This is a genomic window from Prosthecobacter sp., assembly GCF_046154365.1.
Lineage (GTDB): Bacteria > Verrucomicrobiota > Verrucomicrobiia > Verrucomicrobiales > Verrucomicrobiaceae > Prosthecobacter.
In genome coordinates, this window is the sequence record NZ_JBJXFV010000163.1 from 19,119 (window position 1) to 42,664 (window position 23,546).

A 23,546-nucleotide genomic window follows, 5' to 3' on the forward strand; every position below is an offset into this window, starting at 1 on the left:
GAGGTTGTAGCTGCGTTCGCCAGAACGCGGAGGTTTGGGTGTGGCGGCACGTCCACGCTCTGGCGAGCGTGGCTACGGCAGCTTTTTGGCGATCTTGTCGAAGCCGGGACGCACGGTACCGTCGGTGGCGATGAGGGGCTGCGGATTTTCGACGCGGCCGAGCTGGCGCACGCCGGGGGCGTCCTTGGTTTTGTCGCCAAGGTCGGCTTTCATGGCGTCTGCGTGCTTTTGGAGCTGTGCGACGATGTCGGCGTGATCTTTGGCCACGTTGGTGGCCTCGCCGATGTCGGTGTCGAGGTTGAAGAGCTGTTTCGTGGCGAATTGATACTTCCACGGGCCGCTGCGGACGGCCTGGAGGTTGAAGCCGCTGTAGTAGTGGAACACATCGTGACCGGTGGCGTCTTTTTGGCCGAGGAGGACGGGGGAGATGTCTTTGCCGTCGAGCTTGAGTTTTTCGAGGCTCTTACTGCGGGCCAAAGTGCCGAAAGTGGGCAGCCAGTCCATGTGGGAGGTGATGGCGGCGGTTTTCGTGCCGGCGGCGATCTTACCGGGCCACCAGGCGAGGGTGCAGACGCGCATGCCGCCTTCGAGGGTGCTGCCTTTGCTGCCACGCAGCGGGGTGTTGTCGGCACCTTGGTTGACGGGGCCGCCGTTGTCGCTGGTGAAGATGACGAGGGTGTTCGCATCGAGCTTCAGCGCTCGCAAAGTGTCGAGGATCTGGCCGACGGACCAGTCCACTTCGAGCACCCAGTCTTTTTGCAGGCTGAGGCCGGATTTGCCGATGAAATCCTGATGCGGGTAGTGCGGGAAGTGGACGGCATTGTGCGGGAGGTAGAGGAAGAAGGGCTGCTGCTGGTTCTCACGGATGTATTTCACCGCACGCTCGGTGTAGCGGCGGGTGAAGGTGTGCTGCTCGGCGGCTTTGACGCGTTCGATGACGTTGCCGCCATCGAGCAGCGGCAGCGGCGGCTGCGCGTTGCCTTTGAGGCCGGTTTCGTCGTTGTCGCCGCCATCTTTTTTGCCCGCCTTGCCTTTGTCGTTGGTTTTGGGCAGCGGTTTGTCGGGATTGCTCTTGGAGCCTTCGGAGGCAGGGCCCATGTCGTTGGAATACGGGATGCCGAAGTAGCTGTCGAAGCCTTGCGCGGTGGGGAGGAACTCGGGCTGGTCGCCGAGGTGCCATTTGCCGATGCAGGTGGTGGCGTAACCGGCCTGTTTGAGGACTTCGCCGACGGTGACTTCAGCGGGGTGCAAACCGACGGCGGCAGCGGGAAACAGCACGCCGGGGATGGGCAGGACGCGTTTGGGGTAGCAGCCGGTCATCATGGCAGCGCGGGAAGGGGAGCACACGGGCGCGGCGTAGTGACTGGTGAGCTTCAGGCCCTCTTTGGCCATGCGGTCGAGGTTTGGCGTGGGGATTTTGGCGCCGAACGGGCCGATGTCGGCGTAGCCGAGGTCGTCGATGTTGATGAGGATGAAGTTCGGCCCGTCCTTCGCCAAGGCTTCGGCGGGCAGGCAAAGCAGAGGGCAGAGGGCGAAGAGGAAGAGAAGCGATTTCATGAAGTCGATTTGAAGAAATGGTAAGCAGCCGGGTTTCGGGAGTTGAGGGGCGGAGTGGCGCGGGCGAGGGGAGGTGGGGAAGGATGGAGGAATGGAGAATGGAAAACTGAGAATGGTAAATGGCCGGAACCGGCTACTGCGAAGCCGCGAAGCGAACCCGGGACTACGGAACAGCGGTGGGTGATTCGGGGCCGTGGGGTGTGGCGGAGCGCTGGGATCGAGGACGAGGATGGGTGTTGCGGCACTTACTCTTGGCCCTTTGCCTTTCGCTCTATGCCGACTTCACGGATCGACGAGTTCGGGGGCGTACATGATGTTGCCTTCGGGGATTTTGGGGGTCACGCCATCGGCGGGGAAGGTGGTTTTGACGGCGGCGTGGAGTTGGTCGGCGAGTTTGGCCTGGGCTTCGGCGTGTGCGGGTTGGTCGGCGAGGTTGGTGAGTTCCGTTGGGTCTTTTTCGTGGTCGTAGAGTTCTTTGCCGGCTTTGCCTTCGTCCCACTCGATGTAACGCCAGCGGTCGGTGCGGAGGGCGTAGCCGAAGATGCGTTTGCCATCGTCGCCTTTGGCGGCACTGGCACCCTGGCGTTTGAAGCCGCCGCCACGGACGACCTGGCTGAGCACCCAGCCGCGGCCTTTGGCGTCGGGGTTTTTGAGGATGGGGACGAGGCTCTGGCCCTGGAGGTTGGCGGGGGATTTGACGGCGCAGAGTTCGGCGAGCGTGGGGTAGAGGTCGATGAGGCCGACGGGGGTGTTGGCGATAGCGCCTTTTTTGGCACCGGGACCGGCGATGAGCAGGGGGACGCGGGCGCTTTCCTCGAAGAGGCTTTGTTTTTGCCACAGGCCGTGTTCGCCGTTGTGGTAACCGTGGTCGCTGGTGAAGACGACAATGGTGTTGTCAGCGAGGCCGAGGCGGTCGAGAGCGTCGAGGACTTTTCCAGCCTGGGCGTCCATGAAGGAGATGGAGGCATAGTAGGCCTGAAGAGCCTGACGGCGGAGGTCGTCGGTGAGCTTGTCCTGCTCTTTTTTGTAGCTGCCGAGGGCGGGGGCAGGGAGATCGGCCTGGTCTTCCTTCACGCCTTGAACAACGGGCATTGTTTCGACGGGATAGTCGGCAAAACGGGTCGCGGGCGAGACATATGGCGTGTGCGGGCGGAAAAAGCCGAGGGCGAGGAAGAAGGGGCGGTCTTTGTCCTTCGCGCAGCGTTCGAGGACCCACTCGGCGTCCTTGGCCTGGAGGCCGTCGGTGTGTTGTTCATCGGGGCGGGGGGAGGCGTACCAGCTCAGGGTGCCGCCGAAGTTGCCGGGAAGGAGGGAGAAGATGTCGGGGTGCTCCAGGAGGCGGTCGCAGCCGGCGGGGTTGAGTTCCAGCTCCCAGGAGGCTGGGTCGTCGTGACCGTTGGTGCCGATGGAGTTGGGCACGCCGTAGTGGTAGAGCTTGCCGATGCGGGCGGCGAAGTAGCCGTCGCGCCGGAAGGCCTGCGGGAGGCTGACATGTTTGGGGATGGTCTGGCGAAAGAGCTGGGAGTTGGTGAGGATGCCGGTGCTGTTCGGGTAGAGGCCGGTGAGCATCGAGTTCCGGCTGGGGCCGCAGAGGGGGAACTGGCAGGCGGCGTTCTGAAAGCGCACGCCACGGGCGGCGAGGCGGTCGAGATTCGGCGATTTGACGAGCGGATGGCCGTAGCAGCCGAGGCTGTTGTTCAGGTCGTCCGCCATCATGAAGAGGACGTTCGGACGCGGGGCGGCGTGGGTGAATGTGGTGGCAAAAACGAGGGCGGTGGCAAGCAGGGTCGGGAGTCTCATGGCGGCGGGCTGGAACGAGAGCGGCAGGGGGCTTCTTGCGGCAGGTCAGGCCTCGTTGGGCTCAGCCGTTTCGTGTGGCCGCTTTGTTACCGTCCTGTGTCGAATTTTTTATTCGCATAACGAACAAAAACTTGCCTCGGCACTCAAAGGTTTGCTATTCTCCCGGCTCCCCCAGCCAGTAGTTTACTATGAAGCAATTACGCGCCTACCGCCGGTCCATCGGCATGGTGATAATCACCCTGCTGCTCATTCTCATGCTCACCTGGCAGATCGGTCAGCCCTTGCAGGGGGCGACTATTTTTCTGGATGTGAATGGTGCTACGGTTGGAGCAGGTGAGGATGGCGGGGGGAATATTACCACGACTTGGGACACTTCCGCGATCTGGAGCACGGACTCCACGGGCAACAGCGCCAGTGCGGCCTGGAACAACGTCTCCAACGACACCGCTGTCTTCAGCGCAGGCGCTGGGGCCACGGGTACCCTGGGCATAACGGTCTCAGGCACGCAAATCATCGGCGGACTCACGTTTGAGGAGGGTGCCACCACGCTCACGGGTGGTACGCTCAATCTGGGGGCGGCTTCTAGCTTCAATGTGGCGAGCGGTCTCACGGCCACGGTCAATTCCGGCATCACTTTCACGAATAACCTCACGAAAACAGGCGGCGGCACCCTGGTGCTGGGCGGGTCTAGCACGGGTACGGGACTGACGATCATCAGCGGCGGCACGCTCTCCATCGCGGCGGACAACAATCTGGGTGACGCGCCGGCTGCCGTGGTCGCGAACCAGTTGCAGATTGGCGGCGGCGGCAGGCTGCTGGTGAATACCGGTTTCACCATGGCCACCAACCGGGGCATCACGATCAACGCAGGCGGGGCCACGATTGATGCGGGTACGAATACACTCATTTACGGAGGGGTGATCACATCTACAGGCTCCAACACCTTCACGATTACCAGTGGGGCGGGCGGGCGTGTGACCTTGACCGGGGCCAACTCGATTGCTACGAACACACTCACCATTTCCAGCGGCAGCACGTTGCGCTTTGGCGCGGGGACGGCTGCGGGTGGTATCGGAGCCTCAGCAAATAATCTTTATGGGAATGTGGCCATCGTGAACAACGGCACGTTGGAATTCAACCGCAGCGATGAACAGGCTTTCAGCGGGGTCATCAGCGGCAGTGGCAGTTTGCTGAAAGTGAGCGGATCCGGCACTGTGAATCTGACCGGAGCCAACACCTTCACGGGGGATGTCACTATTGCCAGCGGTAGCTTGCGCATGGGGAACAACGGCGCTGCGGGCACCCTCGGCAGCGGCAGCACGGGCATGGTGTTCAACTCAGGCACGCTCATCTTTGGCCGCACGGACGGCACGATCGCCGCGCCGGTCACGGTGGACAAGAAGATCACCGGCACGGGTGCCATCACGAAGGACCGTGGCGGCGTCATCCGCCTGACCAATGCCAACGACTCCGCTGGCACCGTGACGATCAACACGGCCGGGGTCATCGTTTCCGGCAACAATGCCACGCTGAACGGGAACACCACCTTCAACATCGGCGACTTCAATGGGGCGGATGAATTCATGATCTTTGGCGCGACTACGGATGTCGTCGCTGGCACGCTCAACCGCATCAATGACGGAGCGTCTGTGAACCTGCGTAGCGGTGGCTATGTGGACTTCAATGGTCCGGCGGCAGGCTCTGGCGGATTTGAGGAAACATTCCTCACACTGGCCACCGATGCGGGGCGTGCCCAAGTGACGCTCACACCGGCCAGCGGTCAGGAGATTCAGGTCAGTGCCACGAACCTCACCCGCACGAACAGCGGCACCATCATGTTCCGGGGTACGAATCTGGGTGGCACCGGAGCGAGCTCTAGCCGCATTATCTTCGGCACTGCGCCCACGCTTACGGGCGGCGGCGGTGGCTCCGGCACGCAGACCATCAGCGTCCTTCCTTGGGCCGTGGGGGACATCAGCGCCACTGGGGCGGGCAGTGCGCATGTCACGCATGGAGCGACGGGCATCCGCCCGCTGGCGAATGGGGAATACGACAGCCTCATTACCGGCACGACAGCCAGCAGGAACGTGAGCGTGGCGGGCGGCGAGTCAGTCAACAGCGACCAATTCATCAATGCCCTACGGGTTACGGCTGGCACCACCACCTTGGCGGCGAACAGCAGCGTCAGCGTGGCCAGTGGTGCGCTCCTGTTCACCGGAGCGCACACGATTGGTGGTGCATCCGGCAGTCTGGACTTTGGCGCAACCAACGGCTCCATCTTTGTCTCCAGCAACACGGCGGTCTCAGCGACCATCAGCTCCCGGTTGAGTGGCAACGCCGGGTTCATCTTGAGCGGCTCTGGTTTTGCCTCAGGCGCTGCCGTTGTGAACACCCTGGTTCTCAGTGGGGACAACAAGCTCATTGGTGGCATTCGCGTCCATAACGGCAGCATCCTTCAGCTCGGCAGCACCACGGCGTTGAATGATAACTTCCTCAACGCGGTGAACCTGCAGACCGGCTCCCGACTGCGCTTGAATGGCAACAGCGTCTCCATGCTCAACCTCAATTCGCTGGCAGGAGGCACGACCCAGTCCACGGCGGGCATCTTGGAGAACAACAACGCCACGGCGGCGACCCTGCGTATCGTGATGACTGCCAGCCAGAATTTTGAAGGCCAGATCATCAACGGCACTGGTGGCGCCCTCTCGCTCGTGAAGACGGGTGCCAACAACCTCGTGTTCACCGGCACCAACCACACCTACACAGGGAGCACGACCATCAACCAGGGGCTTGTGCAGTTGACGGGTAACGGCAACGGCACCAATGGCAGCCTTACCGGGACGACAGCCATCATCATCGCCGGTGGCAGCACATTGCGAGCCACCTATGGAGACAGCAACAACAACAACAACCGCATCAACAACAGCGCAACCTTGACGCTGCGGGGCGGCACATTCGACTTTGATGTGGGGGGTACTGTAAGCACCGTGGATACGATCGCCACGCTGATCATTGACCGAGGATTCAACACGGTCACGGTGGATACTGCGGCCTCCGCCCAGACTTCGGTGCTGACCTTCACGAATGCCCTGGCTCGCACTGCGGGGGCGATCGTGAACTTCACTCCCACGGACGCCAATGGACTGAGCACCTTCGCCGCCACCCGCGGCCGCCTCGTCTTCACCACTGCCCCTACGCTTGATGATGGCATCATCCGTGGGGCCACGTTCGGCACCGAGCTGGCGACCTATGAGACAGGTGCCGCCGCATCTGTTCGTGCGCTCGCCACCTACTCGGCCAACAGCAACGACCAGACCGCATGGGTGGTTGCGGACAACGTGAAGCCCACGGCCGCCACAACGCTGACTGCCGGCCGCAACATCAATGCCGCTGTGCTCAACGCCGGATTGGGATTGGCGCTGGGCACGTTCACCCTGAACGTGGAAAGCGGGATGCTGCTTGGCAACGGCAACGCAGGGGACATCACTAACGGCACACTTACGGCCGGCGGGGCAGCAGTCGGTGAACTCATGCTCCGCGTGGATACGGGGGACACCCAGGACTTCGCCACGAACAGCGTCATCATCGCTGACAACGGGACCAGCGCGGTGTCCTTCACGAAATTCGGCGCGGGCACCCTGGTACTCAACAACAGCAACACTTACACCGGGGCCACCTCCTTGATTGGCGGCATCGTCACGATCAACAGCGACAACGCCTTCGGTACCACGCCCCCCGGTGCGGTCGCCCTGCGGCAGTATGCCACGACGCTGAACGTGAACTCCAGCATGACCCTCAACGCCAACCGCGCCTGGGAATTCGGCGGCGGGAACAGCATTGTCAGCATCGCGGCTGGCACGGCGGGCAACGGCAAGACCCTGACCTACAATGGCACCATCGCCAGCAGCGGGGATGGGAACGTGACTTTCCAGAGCAACGCCACCACCACGAATGTGGACCCTGGCAAGTTAAACGCGACTCTCGCTGGAGTGCTCGTCACTGGCGGAAACTTCACTGTTGAGGCTGGCACTGTGGCTCTCGCTGCGGGCAATAACGTCATCGGCCGCAGTCTCATCATCGGCTCGAACGGCACCACCACCCTGACCCAGACCAGCGGCAACCTCACTGTCGGTTCCGGTGTGGCTGGGGACACATTGGACGTGGGAATCAGTGGTGCGGATACCATCAGCAAGTCGGGCACTTTGACGCTCACTGGAGTGACCCAGTTCACGGCGAATGTGGATACCGTGCGTCTGGCCCTCATCAACGGCGGCACTGTCAGCGTCCCTTCCAGCACGGTGACTCTTGCGACCAATAACGACATCACCGCAGGCACCTCGATCATTCAGAGTGAAACTAGCACAGGCGGCGCTGGTCCCGGGAGTTCGAGCCTAGTTTTTGGTTCGGGCACCAACAACGTGACCACGCCGCTTTGGACAGTAGGCGGGCGCAAAGGCGCGGGCAGCGTGACCATCGCCGCCGGAGGCACGCTCAACATCATGGGCTTTGCGGACTACAGCACGCAATTGTTTGTGGGCCGGAACAATGTCGCCACAGGAGGATCCGGCACCCATACCTTCAATATGACGGGAGGCACGCTGAATGCGAATCTGTCGCTGCTGACACTCGGCCTAAAGAGCACCGGCACCGGCGGAATTGGCGGTTCCACGGCAACCTTCACTTTGGACAACAATGTTAATCACCGCCTGGAGACATTGAACATGTCGTTAGGGGACATGAGCGGTGCGAGCGGAACTGTGACGGCAATTACACAGGCATTCGGCACCTTTACCATGGCCAACGGCACGGTCTCCGTTCTGCAAAGTGTGGCGATGGGCACTTATGCAGGAACCCTGGGCACTGCCAAGGGCATCATCAACCTCAGCGGCGGCACTTTCACCGTGGCTGGCGACATCACCAAGACGGCCAATGACCGTAGCGGTGCGGTCATCACCATCACTGGCGGTACATTGGATTTGCAGAATCAGGCCATCGGCGACACGACGGCGGGTAACATGACCCTCAGCCAGCTTATCTGGCGTGCTGGTGCGGTGCAGGATGTGGGCACGGTCACGCTGGATGGTCGCGGGGTAACAGACGGCATCAGTTTTGCCAACGAAGCCAACGCCCTCGTCCTGCGGGATGTGAGCGCGAACTTTGCCATCGCCCTCACGAACGGCGCGGCTAATGCGGGCGGCATTCTTTATGAAGCTGCCGGGGCGGGTGCAGGCGGCACCCTCAGCGGCACGCTCAACCTGGGCACTGTGGCACGAACGATCAATGTGGAGGATAATGGCTCTGCGGCGAACGACCTCACCATCAGCGGCTTGGTGAGCGGATCGGGTAACGTGACCAAGTCTGGATTGGGCAGGCTGGTGCTCAGCAACGCTTCGAACAACTACACCGGGAAGACTCTCATTACCGCAGGCACCGTCCAGATTTCCGCAGATGGCAACCTGGGCACGGCTCCCGGTGCGGCGGTGGTTGACCAGTTGACCCTGAGCGGCGGCGGCATCCTCGCCAGCACGGCGGATGCAACGCTGAGCACGAACCGTGGCATCACCATCGGCGTTGGTGGCGGGGCGGTGGATGTGGCGGTCGGCACCACGCTAACGTCCTCCGCCATTGTCGCTGGCACCACGGCGCTGAGCAAGACCGGAGCAGGCACGCTGGTGCTAGGCGGGGTGAATGGGCACAGCGGCACCTTAGCCGTGAGCGCGGGCAAGCTCTTCGTGAATGGCTCCACGAATGCGGGCAGTGCCGTGACTGTTTCCGCCCTGGCCACCCTCGGCGGCACCGGCACGGTGAATGGAGCTACTACCGTGGCGAGCACCGGCATCATTGAGGCCGGTTTCCTGCAAAGCGGCTCTCTGAATCTGGCGGGTGGAGTTACTTTTGGTTCAGGAGCGACCGACACAGCCACCATCAACTTGGCGAATGTTTTTGGTGGCAGTCCCTCCATTCTCAATGCCGGGGCGCTGACCATCAATTCCGGCACCGCCATGATCACCATCAACATCGCCAACAGCGGCTCGGTTAGCAATAACACCTATACCCTTTTCGATTACAGCGGCAGCATCGGGGGCAGTGGCGCAGGGTTCGCGGCTTTCAAGAAAGGCACGATCGGTGGCCTAGGTGGGCGACAGAGCGCTCTTTTGGTTGATGATGCGACGAATTCACTCGTGGCACTGACGATTTCGGGCGATTCGCCGAAGTGGACTGGATTTGACGCGACCGCTTCCGCCAACAGCTCTGTCTGGCATCCGAGCAATAACCTCTTGCTGAACTGGAAGCTCATTTCGGACAGCTCTCCGACGGATTATCGCTCAGGCGATCAGGTTCTCTTTGATGATGACGCCACGGGATCCTATGTGGTTGACATCTCCAGTGGCAACGTGGACCCCGTGAGCGTCGAGTTCAACAACAGCAACGGGGTAGGCAAGACCTACACCCTGCAGGGCAGCAACGGCATCACCGGCAGCACGGGGCTGACCAAGAGCAACACCGGGACACTGATCATCAACAACGCCAACAGCTTCACGGGTGGCATCACCCAGAACAACGGCACCATCACCCTGGGCAATACCACCGCCCTTGGCACCGGGAACAGCTACACCTTCGGCGCCGCCGCCCCCGCAGGCACCAGGCTCCAGCTCAACGGCAACAACGCCACCGTCACCGGCCTGCTTTCCGCCGGGACGAACGCTGCGGTGGAGAACAGCCACGCCACCCTCGCCTCAGTGCTCACGGTGAACCTCGCCGCTGGGACCAATACTTTCGCAGGCACCTTGCAGAACGGAGCGGCAGGTATCCTCGGCCTGACCAAGCAGGGGGCAGGAACCCTCATCCTCACCGGCACCGGCAACACGAACACGGGAGGAACCACCATTTCCGCAGGCATTCTCCAGGTAGGCAACGGCACCAGCAACGGCAGCCTCAGTGGCGATGTGACCGACAACGCCACGCTCACCTTCAACCCGAACACCACCATCACCTACGCGGGCATCGTCTCCGGCAGCGGTGTGGTCAATGTGACCACCGGCACCCTCGCCCTCACCGGCACGCTGGGCAGCTCCGGTGGCAATGTCATCTCTGGCGGGGCCACGCTGAACATCGGCAATGGCGGCACCACTGGTTCGGTGACCAGCGCCATCACGGCCAATGGCACGCTCATCTACAACCGCACGGACACCTCCACGTTGGGCGGGAACATCACTGGCACCGGCAGCTTCACTGTACAGACCGGTACGGCTGCCATTACCGGAACAAACAGCTATGGGGGTGGCACCACGATCAACGCTAGCGCGACCCTCCAGGTCGGAAACGGCGGCACTGCCGGTTCCTTCACCGGCGCAGTCACGGACAATGGCACGCTCACCTTCAGCCGTTCCGATGCCGTCACCTATGCTGGGAACATCACCGGCAGCGGTGCGGTGAGGCAGAGCGGCACCGGCACTACCACCCTCAGTGGTACCAACGGCTACGCTGGTGCTACTATCATTGACAACGGTATCTTGCGTCTCGGTTCCGCCGGAGCCCTGCCTGTCACTACAGCTTTGACCATCGGTGCCACTGGCAACAGCTCCACGCTCGACCTCAACAGCCTGAACACTACAGTCACCAGCCTGGCCACCGCCGGCACTGCCGCGAATCAGACCATCACCAACAACGGCAACACTGCGGCGTCCGTGCTGACGGTGAGCAGTGCTGTGGCGAATACTTTCGGCGGTCTCATCAAGAACGGAGCGACCCGCACCACCGGAATCACAATCGCCGGGGGTGGCATCCTGACCCTGACGAATGCGAATACCTACACCGGTGGCACCATCGTCAGCCTCGGCACCGCGAAGCTCGGGGTGGATGATGCATTCGGCCTAGGAGCACTGACCTTGGGCAGTGTGGGCAACGTCGGCATCCTCGACCTCAACGGCAACGACCAGTCCTTCACCACCATCGCCACCGCAGGCACTGCGGCCAGCCAACTTATTGGGAACAGTGCCAATGGCACCACATCCGTGCTCACGGTGACCGCCACCAGCAACTTCGGCGGTCTCATCCAGAACAATTTCGGTGGTGGGCAGACCGGCATCACCGCTGTGAACGTAGCCAGCGGCACCCTCACGCTCAATGACGCCCCCGCGACCTATACCGGCAGCACCTCAGTAGCCTCCGGTGCGGCCTTCCTGCTGGGCTCCGTGACCAACCACACTTTTAGCAGCAATGTGAGAGGGGCGGGTGTTTTCGGCGTCAGCGGCACCAACATTGTCACCTACACCGGGACCGCGACACAGACGGGCGACACCCGTGTTACTGGGGGTGGAACGCTGAAGTCGGACACGGACAACAACCTCTCCTCCACCGCCGTGCTCAATCTCGGCAATGCAGGAACCACAGTGGGTCATGTGGACTTTACCAACTCGATCCAGAGTGTGGCGGGTTTGGTTGTCTCCACCAATACCGCCACCGCCAATACCATCACCATAGGTGCTTCTGAAACGCTGACATCCACGGGAAACGTGACGCTGGGAACCAACGCCAACGCCAATCCAACCACTACCAACGTGAACTTTCTGGGCGGCGGCAGCTTTGTCGTGAATGCCAACGGGGGCAATTTCCAAGTTGGGGGTGCGACGACTTCTGGCCGCTCCAACGCCGTGAATGCGAACCTCAGTGGGCTGACCACCTTCACCGCTGATCTGGGCACGAGTGGCATTTTCCGCCTGGGGGACACCGCGGATACATCGCAAACGGTGGTGACTACGCTGACCCTCGCCGCCAATAACACCATCACGACGAATCTGCTCGGCATCGGCCAGAACACGGGATCAGGCGCGGGGGCTAAAACGCTCAACCTGGGTGCCACCACCAACGTCATCAATGCCAACACCATCAGCATCGGGGAAACCGGCAACCAGCGTGGCAGCGGCATCTTGCAGTTTGCTGGCAGCACCGGGACACTCACGGTCCGCTCTGCTGCCGGAGCCACTGGCCTGACCAATCTGAACATGGTCAACAACGCCAGCAGTACCGGCACGCAGTTAACCTCCCAGGTTCTGCTCGCCGGGCACACCGTGGATGTGTCGCTCAATCAAATCGTCATGGCCGCACGCAGCAACGGAAGCACGCAGGGTGCGGATGCCACCCTCACCTTTGACACCGGCATCTTTTCCGCCAACAGCACCAGCATGGTCACCCGCACTGGCGCTGCGCTTACAACGGGCTCCAGCACCGGCACGATCACCATCGGCACCACCACCGCCAGCACCGGCACCGCCAGCCTTGGCTCGCTCACCATGGCAGTGAACACCGCGACGAGTGCCACCGCTAGTCCCGGCACCGCCACCGCCCTGCTGACCATGAACGGCGGCACCCTCAACACCGGGGCCATCAACATGGCCAATGCGGTGGTCACCGGCATCAGCAAGGCCGCCACCGCCACCATCAATCTGCTCGGCGGCACTACCAACATCAGCGGCAGCATCACCCGCAGCAACGGTGGCGGCACGGAGAACACCACGCTCTCCCTCAACGGCGCGACCGCCATCCTGAATCTGAACGGCAACAGCATCGGCAGCGGCACCGCCGCCATCGGCTCCGGCAGCGGCATCCTGAACATGCAGGCCGGCACTTTGCGCAATGTGGGTGAGATCAATGGCGGCGCCACTTGGTCAAAATCAGGTGCTGCCACCGACATCCTCACGCTCGACACCAGCAATGCCTTCACCGGGACGCTCAACGTAACCGGCGGCATCCTCCGCGTGCAGCATGGCAGCGCTCTCGGCGGCGTGACCAACGGCACCAGCGTCAGCACCGGTACAGCCCTTGAAATTTCTGGCGGCATCACCACTGCGGCGGAAGGCCTCACCCTCAGCAGCGACGGCATCTCCAGCGCAGGTGCGCTGCGCAACACCAGCGGCAGCAACACCTGGGCCGGTCTCATCACCCTGGGGAGTGATGTTCGCATCAACTCCGACTCCGGCACCCTCACCCTCGATGTCGCCTCCGGGGATGCCGTCACCGGCGCGTTCAACCTCACCATTGGCGGCGCGGGGAATGTGACCGTGGCAGATGCGATTGCCACCGGTGCGGGCACCCTGACCAAGGATGGCGCGGGCACACTCGTGCTCTCCGGGGTGAACTCCTACACCGGCACCACGACGCTCACGGGTACTGGCAAGCTCTATGTGAACGGCAGCTTGAATGTGGCCAGCGCCGTCAGTGTCGGTGGAGGCACGACCTTCGGCGGCAGCGGCACGGCGAATGGAATCGTTACCGTCGCCAGCACCGGCATTATTGAGGCGGGTCAAAATCAGGTTGGCTCACTTACTGCCGGTTCGCTGGTGTTTGGCGCTACGGCCACCGACACCGCCACCATTATGCTGGCGGACATCAACACCGGCTCCGCCTCGATCCTGAACGCCGGGGCCTTGGTCGTGAACACCAACGCAGGCACCATCACGATCCATATCGCTAATACGGGCGCGGTGGTGAACGGCACTTACCTGCTCATTGACCACACTGGGGCCATCACTGGCACTGGGGTTGGCTTCAGCGCATTCACCTTGGGCACCATCTCCGGCTTGGGCGCGCGCCAGACCCCCACGCTCGTGCAGAATGCCAGCAATGCGGACAGCATTGACCTTATGATCGTCGGGGACACCCCGAAGTGGACCGGTGCTTTGAGCAATGAGTGGAGCACTTTTGAGTTGGGGGGATCAAAGAACTGGAAGCTCGTCACCGCAGGCACCGCCACTGACTTCAGGCCCAACGACACGGTGCTCTTCGATGACACTGCCTCCAGCGGCGCGGTGGACATCTCCGTGGAGGACGTGACGCCCACCAGCGTCGAGTTCAACAACAGCACGCTGCTCAGCTACACTCTCACCGGCACTTCGGGCATCACCGGTGCCTCCGGCATCATCAAGAACGGCACCGGCACCGTAACCATCAGCAGCGTGAACGCCTTTACCGGAACCGTCGCCATCAATAGCGGCGTCATCCGCATCGCCAGCGCCAGCGCCCTTGGCGGCGTCGCGGGTGGTACCACGGTGTCGTCTGGCGCGGCACTGGAGATCAGCGGCGGCATCACCACGGCGGCAGAAGGTCTCACATTGAACGGCAGTGGCGTCAGCAGCGGTGGTGCGTTGCGCAACATCAGCGGCAGCAACACCTTCACCGGTGCCGTCACGCTTGCCAGCGCCACCCGCATCAATGCAGACGCGGACACGCTGACCCTTGATGTGGTCTCCGGCAGCGCCATCACCGGAGCCTTCGACCTCACCCTTGGCGGCGCTGGCAATCTTAGCATTGCTGATACCATCAACCTCACCACCAATGCCCTTGTCAAAGACGGCACCGGCAACGCCACTCTCGGCGCGGCCAATACCTTTGGGGCCGTGACTGTGAATGCTGGCACCCTGCGCATCACCCATGCCAGCGCCCTCGGCAGCACGGCTGCTGGCACTACAGTGAACATCAACGCCGCCCTCGAAGTCGTCGGCGGCATCACCACTGCCGCAGAGCTGCTCAGCCTGGATGGCACTGGCGTTGCCAATGGCGGCGCACTCCGCAACGTTTCCGGGAGCAACACCTACGCAGGCAACATCACCCTCGCGGGCAACTCCCGCATCAACTCCGACGCCGACCTGCTCACTCTGAACGTTGCTGGCGGGAATTCCGTGAGCGGCAGCTTCAATCTCGCCCTTGGCGGTGCCGGAAACATCACCGTGGCCGATGCCATGAACCTCGGCACCGCCACCCTCACCAAGGATGGTGTGGGTACGGTGACCCTCACCACCGCGAACACGGTGGGGGCGGTGGTAGTGGATGCTGGTGCGCTGCGCATCACCCAGGCCAACGCCCTCGGCAACACCGGCACTGGCACCACGGTGAACTCTGGGGGAGCGCTGGAGCTACAGGGCGGCATCACTACGGCGTCGGAGCCGCTCAGCCTTGGCAGCGCGGGTGTCAGCAGCAGTGGCGGCTTGCGCAATGTCTCGGGCAGCAACACCTATGCAGGCAGCATCACTCTCGCTGGCAACTCACGCATCCACTCGGATGCAGGTGTCCTGGCACTCAATGTTGCTTCTGGCCCTGCGGTTTCTGGTGCGTTCGATCTCACCTTTGGCGGAGCGGGGAATATTACTGTCATGGACGATATCGCAATTGGCGCTGGTGCCATTACCAAAGAAGGAGCTGGCACGCTTATTCTAAGCGCCGTCAACACCAACACCGGCACCACGACGGTCAATGCCGGCGTCCTTGGCGGCACGGGTGCCGTCGGTGGCAATGTCATCGTGAACAACACCGGCACGCTCGCTCCCGGAGCCAGCGCGGGCCGGTTCACCATAGAGGGCGGCCTCACGGTCAATGATGGCGGCACGCTGCTCCTCGAGATCGGCGGCGTGACCTTCAATGACGAGGCCAATGTTCGCAGTTATTTCAACAGCAATGGCAACCTCACCAACCTGTCCATTCTGCCGGCCTATGAAACCTACAACAACGGCGTGACCCTGCATGATCACATCTTGGTGAACAGCACCACGCTGTTGCCAACCATCGACGGCACGGTCAAGCTCACCAATCTCGGCCACACCTTTGCCTACGGCGACATCTTTGACCTGATGGACTGGGGCGCGGCCGGCTCGATCGGCGGAATCGATGGGTTAACGTTTGATTACGGCAGCGTGACACTTGGCAGCGGTCTGGCTTTCAATTTCGATCTGTTCGCGTCCCAAGGTCTCGTCGTGGTTGTCCCCGAGCCATCCCGCGTGGTCTTCCTCATGCTCGGCCTCTTCGGTCTCATGCTCCGCCGCCGCCGCCGGTAGCAGTTGTCACAAATCGCAAACTGCGGCCGGGTGAAAGGAAAGGTTGCCTTTCCCCCGGCGTTTTGGCTAGGCTCAAGAAATGAGCACCGCTTTCGGTGCCATGATTTCATTCAACCCTCTCCATCCCATGCAAACAAACCCAACCCAAACCACCCGCCGCACCTTCATTCGCGGCACCGTCGCCGGCGCTGCTGGCCTTGTCGCCCACCGCTCTTTTTCCGCACCCATCGGTGCCAATGGTGACGTGCGGGTCGCGGTCATCGGCTTCAACGGTCGTGGTTCCGGCCACATCAAGAGCCTGGAGGAAATCCCCGGTGTGCGCATCGTTGCTCTCTGTGATGTGGACGCCAATGTGCTCGCCAAGGGCGTCGAAAATCAGGCGAAGAAAAACAACACCGTCACCGCTTACACCGATTACCGGAAGCTCGTGCTCGACCCGGAGATCGACGCCGTCACCATCGCCACGCCGAACCACACGCACACGCTCATCGCCATGACGGCCATGGCCGCCGGCACGCACGTCTATGTGGAAAAACCCGTGTGCCACAACATCTGGGAAGGCCGTCAGCTCGTGAACGCCGCCGAAAAGGTCGCGAAGAAGGGCATCGTCGTTCAGCACGGCATGCAGCGCCGCTCTAGCCCCGGCTGGCAGCAGGCCATGGACTGGGTCAAGGAAGGTCACATCGGCAAAGTCACGCTTTCCCGTGGCATCAATTTCAAAAAACGCGACTCCATCGGCAAGCTGGCCGCCGCAGTCGAGGCCAAGGATGGTGTCATCAAGGGCACGTTCCATGATCGGCGTGACATCAAGTCCGATCCCGCTGGCAAACCGCAGAACGTGGACGTGGACTACAAGCTTTGGGCGGGGCCACGCGGCCTCAGCCCGGTCAACCGGACGCAGTTCCACTACGACTGGCACTGGCAGTGGGCTTTTGGCAACGGCGACATCGGCAACCAAGGCCCGCATCAGACCGACGTGGGCCGTTGGGCGCTCGGCAATCCCGAACTGCTGCCCAAGCGCGTCATGAGCCTCGGCGGCCGCTGGGGCTACAAAGATGACGGCGAGACCGCCAACAACCAGCTCGCCTTTTACGACTATCAGCCCGCGCCGTTCATCTTCGACAACCGCGGCCTCCCCTTGAAGGACATGGACTGGAAATTGGAGCCGGTTTACCGCGTGAACGGCAAGACCGCCGCCGCACGCGTTGGCAACGTCATTCACTGTGAGGGCGGCTACGTCATCGAGTCCAAGGCCTATGACAACGAAGGCAACACCCTCATCAAGTTCGACAACTTCAATGACGGCCCGGACCACATGCTCAACTTCATCAATTCCGTGCGCGCCGGGAAGCTCATCAACCCGAACCTCCACGTCTCCCACGGCTTCCACGCCGCCTCCCTCGCACACCTCGCCAACATCTCGTACCGCCTCGGCGTCGCCACGAGCGTCGGTGAGGTCAAGGAGCGCATCAAGAACGACAAAGCCGGCACGGAAACCTTCGAGCACTTCGTACAGAACCTCGTGGACAACAAGATCGACCTCAACGTGGACAAGATCAGCGCCGGTCCTTGGCTCGACTTCGACCCCGTGGCCGAGAAATTCATCGGCGAGTTCGCCGTGGAAGCCAACAAACTCGCCACGGAGAACTATGTGGAGGAGTTCAAACTGCCGGAAGTGTAGCCAAACCTAACACGAACCTCCGAGTTCGTTTTCCAAGGAGCCGGGGTCTCTGACCCCGGCTCTTTTCATTTGGCCTCTGCGTTCTCCGCCTTACGCTCTGCGCCGTCATGGAAACACCCACACCACCCCCGTCCCTGCCATCATCCGCCACGCAGGATGAAAAGACCCTCGGCATCGTCATGCATGTGCTCTGCCTCGTCGGGTTCCCCATTCTCGGACCGCTCGTCGTCTGGCTCATCAAAAAAGATCAAAGCCATTACCTCGACCTTCAAGGTCGTGAGCTGCTGAACTTCCAGATCAGCTACCTCATCTACGGTGTTGCGGCCTTTCTGCTGTGCTTTGTGCTCATCGGGTTCGTGCTGTTGCCGGTGATCGTCATTGCCACGATCATTCTGACCATCATCGGCATCGTGCGTGCCTCGGAAGGCCAAGTGTATCGCTTCCCTCTGACGATTCGCCTGCTGTGAGGCAAAACGGTTGCGACTCCAGTGTCGCGGTGGTAGCAGAGCGCCCCAATTTCCCAACCCCAGATGCGCCCCAACCAACTTCTTCAAGCCATCGGCCCCGAACTGCGTGAGCAGATCATGACCTACCTGCAGACCGATCAACGTGCCGCCTACAAGGCCGTCATCGATTCACTCGCACCAGCACGCAAACTGCGCCCTGCCTTCATCTTGGAAAAATCCCGCGCCAAGCAGGCCGAATGGCTCCTGGAGCAGCTCAACACCAAGTCCAACGAGGAAGTCACCGCGCAGATCTTCCAGATCTGGCTGCTCAAAGGCCAGCCGCAGATGCTCATCACCTTCCTCGATGCCGCTGAGATCGCGCACGACGGCAAAGGCGAAGTCACCGAACTGCCCGAAGTGATTGCTGACGACAAGGCCGAGGCCTCCGTCACCGCCTTGCTCGCACAATTTCCCGCCAAGCAGGTCGCATTGTATCTCTCCATGTTCCAGCAGCAGCGTCCGGGCGGATGGGATTCAATCACCAAGGCCATCGAGGCCCGCCCTGAGCTGAAACTCGCAGCCTGATCAACCGTGTCATGATGGACGCCCTCGACAGCGCCATCGCCAGCACGCAGGCTCATCTGGAGTCGTTGCGCAACGCACACGGCCACTGGGAAGGCCGCCTTTCCAGCAGCGCCCTGTCCACGGCGACCGCCATCGTTGCGCTGTCGCTTGTGGATCGCGACAAACACGCCGCACACATCGCCAACGGCGCTAAATGGCTCAGCGACCATCAGAACGCCGATGGCAGCTGGGGCGACACCACGCTCAGCAAAAGCAATCTTTCCACCACGCTGCTTTGCTGGAGTGCGCTGCATCTGGTCGGGACACGTTGCGCCGAGGCCGATCAATGGATCACTACCCAGGTCGGTTCTCGTGAACCACAGGCCATCGCCAAAGCCGTCGTCACTCGCTACGGCAAAGACAAGACGTTCTCCGTCCCCATTCTCATGCTCTGTGCGTTGTGCGGCACGTTGGGAAACAGACCGTGGCAGCACGTCATCGCCCTGCCCTTTGAACTCGCCGCGTTGCCACGCACTTGGTTTGGTGCCATCGGCCTGCCTGTCGTCAGTTACGCGTTGCCGGCGTTGATCGCCATCGGCTACACACGCTTCAAAAATGCCCCGCCCGCGTGGTGGAATCCGCTGCGCTGGGTTCGTGCGCTCACCTGGCCGCGCATTCGCCCGATGCTGCAGACCTTGCAGCCCAGCAGCGGCGGTTATCTCGAAGCCACGCCCCTGACGAGCTTCGTCACCATGGCGCTCGCCGGTGCTGATCAGCTTGATCATCCCTGCCTGCCACTTGCCGTTGAATTTCTCCGCAGATCCATGCGCGACGACGGAAGCTGGCCCATCGACACCAATCTCGCCACCTGGGGCACCACGCTCTCCATTCGTGCGCTTCAGCATTCAGCCCCTTCGCCCTCCGCCCTTCGCCCTTGGCTCCTCAGCCAGCAATACCGCGAAACTCACCCCTTCACCAACGCCCCGCCCGGCGGCTGGGCCTGGACCGACCTCCCCGGCGGCGTCCCCGATGCCGATGACACCTCCAGCGCTCTCATCGCGCTCAAACATCTTCTCCCTCTCCCCGCCGAAGTTGACGACACAAACTCGAATCATCTTCGGAGAGAGGGCCGGGGTGAGGGGGCATCCACCGCAGCCATTCGTCATTCGTCATTCGTCACTCGTCATTGCATCCCCGGCATCACCTGGCTCCTCAACCTCCAGAATCGCGATGGCGGCATTCCCACCTTCTGTCGTGGCTGGGGCGCGCTGCCATTTGATCGCAGCACACCGGAAATCACCGCCCATGCACTGCTCGCATGGTGGACGTGGCACGACGAACTGCCTTCCGCGCTTCAAACCCGCATCGTCAAAGCCACTCAGCGCGCGTTGCGCTACCTCAAAACCTCGCAAACACCCGAACACGCCTGGATTCCCCTCTGGTTCGGCAACGAGCATACTCCCGACGAAAACAATCCCGTCTATGGCACCGCCCAGGTCATCAACCACCTCAGCGGCATCGCTCAACTCTCCGCCCAAGCCCACGCTTTGATCCAAAGCGGCGCCGGCTACCTCCTCACCGCCCAAAAACCCGACGGCTCCTTCGGCGGCGACAGAAACGCCCCATCCAGCATCGAAGAAACCGCCGTCGCCCTCCAGTCTCTGTGTGCAGCATCCAGCATCCAGCATCCAGCATCCAGCACTCACCTGCCCGCAACGCTTCGCGTAGCGATGCAGGCGGGGCATCCAGCATCCAGCATCCAGTGGCTCCTCACCGCCACCCGTGACGGCACCCACTTCCCCCCCGCCCCCATCGGCCTCTACTTCGCCCGCCTGTGGTATCACGAGCAGCTTTACCCCGTCGTCTGGACGCTCGGGGCCTTGCAGGCCGCACGGCGTGTGCTGGAGCGTGAGAAGCATTGACAAGCACGGCGTGGCTCCTAGAATCGGCCTCGAATTCACCCAGCAACAACAGCGCATCGTCAGGCAGTGGAGGTTTACCGGCATGAGGAACACAGAATTTGAAGATGAACGGCGTCCGCCCAATCCGCCGCTGCATTCCGAAAAGATCGTCACCGACCGGAAGATTTTCTTCCTTGATCTCAAGGAGAACGACCGCGGCAAGTTCATCAAGATCACCGAGGACGTGCGTGGTCGGCGAGACACGATCATCCTGCCGATCGATGCCGCCCAGGAGTTCATGGACGCCATGATGCGTACCTTGGACGCCGCCGGTGTGGATGAGTGAAAATAAGACCGACACTCACGTACGACGATGGCACGTCACAATGCCAGGCGATCAACCAACTCGCATGAGGCTCCGATCTGCATGATCAAGCATTTGCACTCGTTCCCCTGTTACAAACTGGCGTGACATGAAAACATTCGCTCTACCCGCCGCCGTCTTTTTTTGTCTGCTATCCCAGGCGGACGCCCGCATCTTCACCGACACCGCCGGGCGCAAGCTGGAGGCGGAGGTGGTGGCGGTGCAGCAAGGGCAGGTGCGCATCCGGTGTGCGGACGGAATGGAATTCACGTTGCCGGTGACGAACTTCTCAGCGGCAGACCAGACTTATCTACAGCAGTGGAAACCACCTGCTGCAGCGGTGTCGGGGGCAGCACCCACCGTGCCCACGAACGCCCGCGAGGCGGCGGCGGCGAAGATCAAGGAGCTGCCCAATGGCGACGTGCTGATCCCGGACGACACGCTGCCGCAGATGCCGGAGGCGGGGGAAGATGACCCGCAGGCGCTGTCCCTCTGCCAGTTCCTCACGAAGTACTACGCGTGGAAGGCGGACCCGCTGGAGGCGATGAAGGGGACGGAGAAGCTGGATGAGTTTGAGAAGCACGAGGCGGCGCTGAAGAAGCTTATGAAGCTGGCGGGTACGCGGATGAAGAAGATGGACAAATTCGACTTCAACGACATGAAGCGGGAGCTGGCGAAGGGGCGCGTGGTGGCGGTGATCTACGCCCACAACGACCTGCGGGAGGAAGCTTGGTTTGAATATGCGAAGGCGCTTCAGGCCGATCCGAAACTGCCGCCGCCGGACTCGAAGGATCCCGCGCTGCGCAAGAAGTGGCAGGAGCCGGAATCCGCCTCCTACCACAGCAGCCTGATCATTCACGGCTACAACACGCAGCGCGACGAGCTGATCACGCGCGTGATGGGCTTCAGCTCGGAGGTGTACAGCCCGCGCCTGAGCATTGAGGAGATGAAATACATCACCTACCAGGTCTTTACCTTCTCACCGGAGTGAGCGCGGGAGCTGGGGTCAGTGTCGACCCTGTTTCCCCTGACCCAGTTTCCAGCACTCATCTTTGTTCAGCTTGGCCTTGCACTACCGATCTCACTCCATTCAGGCAGCATGCTTGGCATCTTGCCTTTTACTGGCGTCTTGGGTTGACGCTCAAGACGAACCTCTGCCAGCGTCAGTTCGCGACCCGTTTGCCACGGTTAAAGACGCCCGACTTCATTCGGCACTCTCGACGCTGGCAGGTATTCAGCGGCAGATATCGCGTTTAGGTGGAGGACCACAACAGGTTGAATTTTACAATAGTCCTGAAAACTTGAACGCCATCAGTGTTGTGCTGGCAGCATCCGAGTCGTCAAATCTCAGTGAATTTTCCGAGTTTGTTCGATATTTCATCATTGAAGCAGTCGAGGCTGCGGTGATCAGTGGAGCGAAAGAACATGTTCCCGCGCTCAAGAAGCTGGCGCATAGCGCGGACAATGACATTCGTGACGCGGTGGCCAGTCCTCGGTGCCTGTCATTGTCTCCATCTCCTTCGTTTGATGTAATCAGAGAGAGCATCCTGAGAGCCTGTCCGTTAAAACTTCATAATCACTAGTTTTGAGACGCCAGATGGCGAGCGCTATGGCCGATCATTGCCAGATAAACGAAGGCTTCGTGGTGGCGTGCGTTGCGCTCGTGGTCACGCACGAGGCGGCGTGCTTTAACGAGCCAGCCGAAGGTGCGCTCAACCACCCAGCGTCTGGGCAAGAGGACGAAGCCCTTGGCCTTGTCGCTGCGCTTGATGATCGAAAGCACCAGTCCCTCCACCTGCCCATAGACCGCCGCTGCTGCGGTGACAAAGGCTTCGAGCTTCCCTGCGTAACCGCCATCCGCAAAGATGATGCGTAGGGTCAATAGCAGCGGGCAGAAGAGACCAAACACGACCTTGGCCGCATCTCGATCTTGCACGCTCGCTGGCGTCACCAAGACGCCCAAGAGAAGCCCCTGCGTATCGGTGAGGATATGCCGTTTGCGACCTTTGATCTTTTTGCCCGCATCGTAGCCACTGCTGCTGGGAGCCACCGTGTCGGCACACTTCACGCTCTGGCTGTCGATGATCGCGGCGCTGGGTGTGGCGTTTTTTTTAGCGCCACTCGCCGCCGCTCGCGTAGCGCGCTGTTGAGGCGCTCCCACAAGCCGTTCTTGGTCCATCGCGTAAAGGTGTCATGCACGGTGGTGCGCGGTGGATACTCCTTGGGCAACATGCGCCACTGGCAGCCGGTCTTGAGCAGGTAGCGCATCGCGTTGAGCGACCGCCGCGCCAACGTCGGCGTCTCGCAGCGGCCTCGCTTGCGCGGCGCTGAAGGGTCAATAATGAAGGGTTCGAGCAAGGCCCATTCGGCATCACTCACATCGCTGGGATAGTGGCGTTCCATCCA

11 protein-coding genes are annotated in these 23,546 nt (G+C 61.6%); 8 read left to right on the top strand and 3 right to left on the bottom strand.

Annotation, left to right across the window (positions count from 1 at the left end):
* Positions 1 to 72 precede the first annotated feature (72 nt).
* Positions 73 to 1,557: a sulfatase gene (locus ACKVY0_RS20730; protein WP_409216753.1), complete on the bottom strand. Its 1,485-nt coding sequence runs from the start codon at positions 1,555 to 1,557 to the stop codon at positions 73 to 75.
* Positions 1,558 to 1,839: 282 nt separating this feature from the next.
* On the bottom strand, positions 1,840 to 3,357 hold the full coding sequence (locus ACKVY0_RS20735; RefSeq protein ID WP_409216754.1) for a sulfatase: 1,518 nt from the start codon (positions 3,355 to 3,357) through the stop codon (positions 1,840 to 1,842).
* Positions 3,358 to 3,545: 188 nt separating this feature from the next.
* Here ACKVY0_RS20735 and ACKVY0_RS20740 point away from each other — a divergent pair, with 188 nt between their 5' ends.
* From ACKVY0_RS20740 to ACKVY0_RS20775, 8 genes are all read left to right on the top strand, one after another.
* Complete coding sequence (locus tag ACKVY0_RS20740; RefSeq protein ID WP_409216755.1) at positions 3,546 to 16,184, top strand: autotransporter-associated beta strand repeat-containing protein; 12,639 nt, start codon at positions 3,546 to 3,548, stop codon at positions 16,182 to 16,184.
* A 127-nt stretch (positions 16,185 to 16,311) separates the two neighbouring features.
* On the top strand, positions 16,312 to 17,865 hold the full coding sequence (locus ACKVY0_RS20745) for a Gfo/Idh/MocA family protein (protein ID WP_409216756.1): 1,554 nt from the start codon (positions 16,312 to 16,314) through the stop codon (positions 17,863 to 17,865).
* Positions 17,866 to 17,972: 107 nt separating this feature from the next.
* Positions 17,973 to 18,332 (top strand): DUF4870 domain-containing protein, encoded by a 360-nt coding sequence (locus tag ACKVY0_RS20750; RefSeq protein WP_409216757.1) that lies wholly within the window; start codon positions 17,973 to 17,975, stop codon positions 18,330 to 18,332.
* Positions 18,333 to 18,395: 63 nt separating this feature from the next.
* The gene (locus tag ACKVY0_RS20755) at positions 18,396 to 18,896 is read left to right on the top strand and encodes a hypothetical protein (protein ID WP_409216758.1); all 501 of its coding nucleotides are present in this window, start codon (positions 18,396 to 18,398) and stop codon (positions 18,894 to 18,896) included.
* 11 nt (positions 18,897 to 18,907) lie between these two features.
* On the top strand, positions 18,908 to 20,797 hold the full coding sequence (locus ACKVY0_RS20760) for a prenyltransferase/squalene oxidase repeat-containing protein (protein WP_409216759.1): 1,890 nt from the start codon (positions 18,908 to 18,910) through the stop codon (positions 20,795 to 20,797).
* A gap of 82 nt (positions 20,798 to 20,879) precedes the next feature.
* Positions 20,880 to 21,122 (top strand): DNA-binding protein, encoded by a 243-nt coding sequence (locus ACKVY0_RS20765; RefSeq protein ID WP_184344133.1) that lies wholly within the window; start codon positions 20,880 to 20,882, stop codon positions 21,120 to 21,122.
* Positions 21,123 to 21,249: 127 nt separating this feature from the next.
* Positions 21,250 to 22,131: a hypothetical protein gene (locus ACKVY0_RS20770; protein ID WP_409216760.1), complete on the top strand. Its 882-nt coding sequence runs from the start codon at positions 21,250 to 21,252 to the stop codon at positions 22,129 to 22,131.
* A gap of 112 nt (positions 22,132 to 22,243) precedes the next feature.
* Positions 22,244 to 22,723 carry a hypothetical protein gene (locus ACKVY0_RS20775; protein ID WP_409216761.1) on the top strand — a complete coding sequence of 160 codons (480 nt, stop codon included), beginning with the start codon at positions 22,244 to 22,246 and terminating at the stop codon, positions 22,721 to 22,723.
* Here ACKVY0_RS20775 and ACKVY0_RS20780 read toward each other — a convergent pair.
* Positions 22,720 to 23,543 (bottom strand): IS5 family transposase gene (locus ACKVY0_RS20780; RefSeq protein WP_409216763.1). Its coding sequence is split into 2 segments (ribosomal slippage): positions 22,720 to 23,252 and positions 23,252 to 23,543, totalling 825 coding nucleotides; the frame shifts between segments, so codons are not numbered across the junction. The two genes, ACKVY0_RS20775 and ACKVY0_RS20780, sit on opposite strands and share 4 nt — an antisense overlap.
* Positions 23,544 to 23,546: the final 3 nt, after the last annotated feature.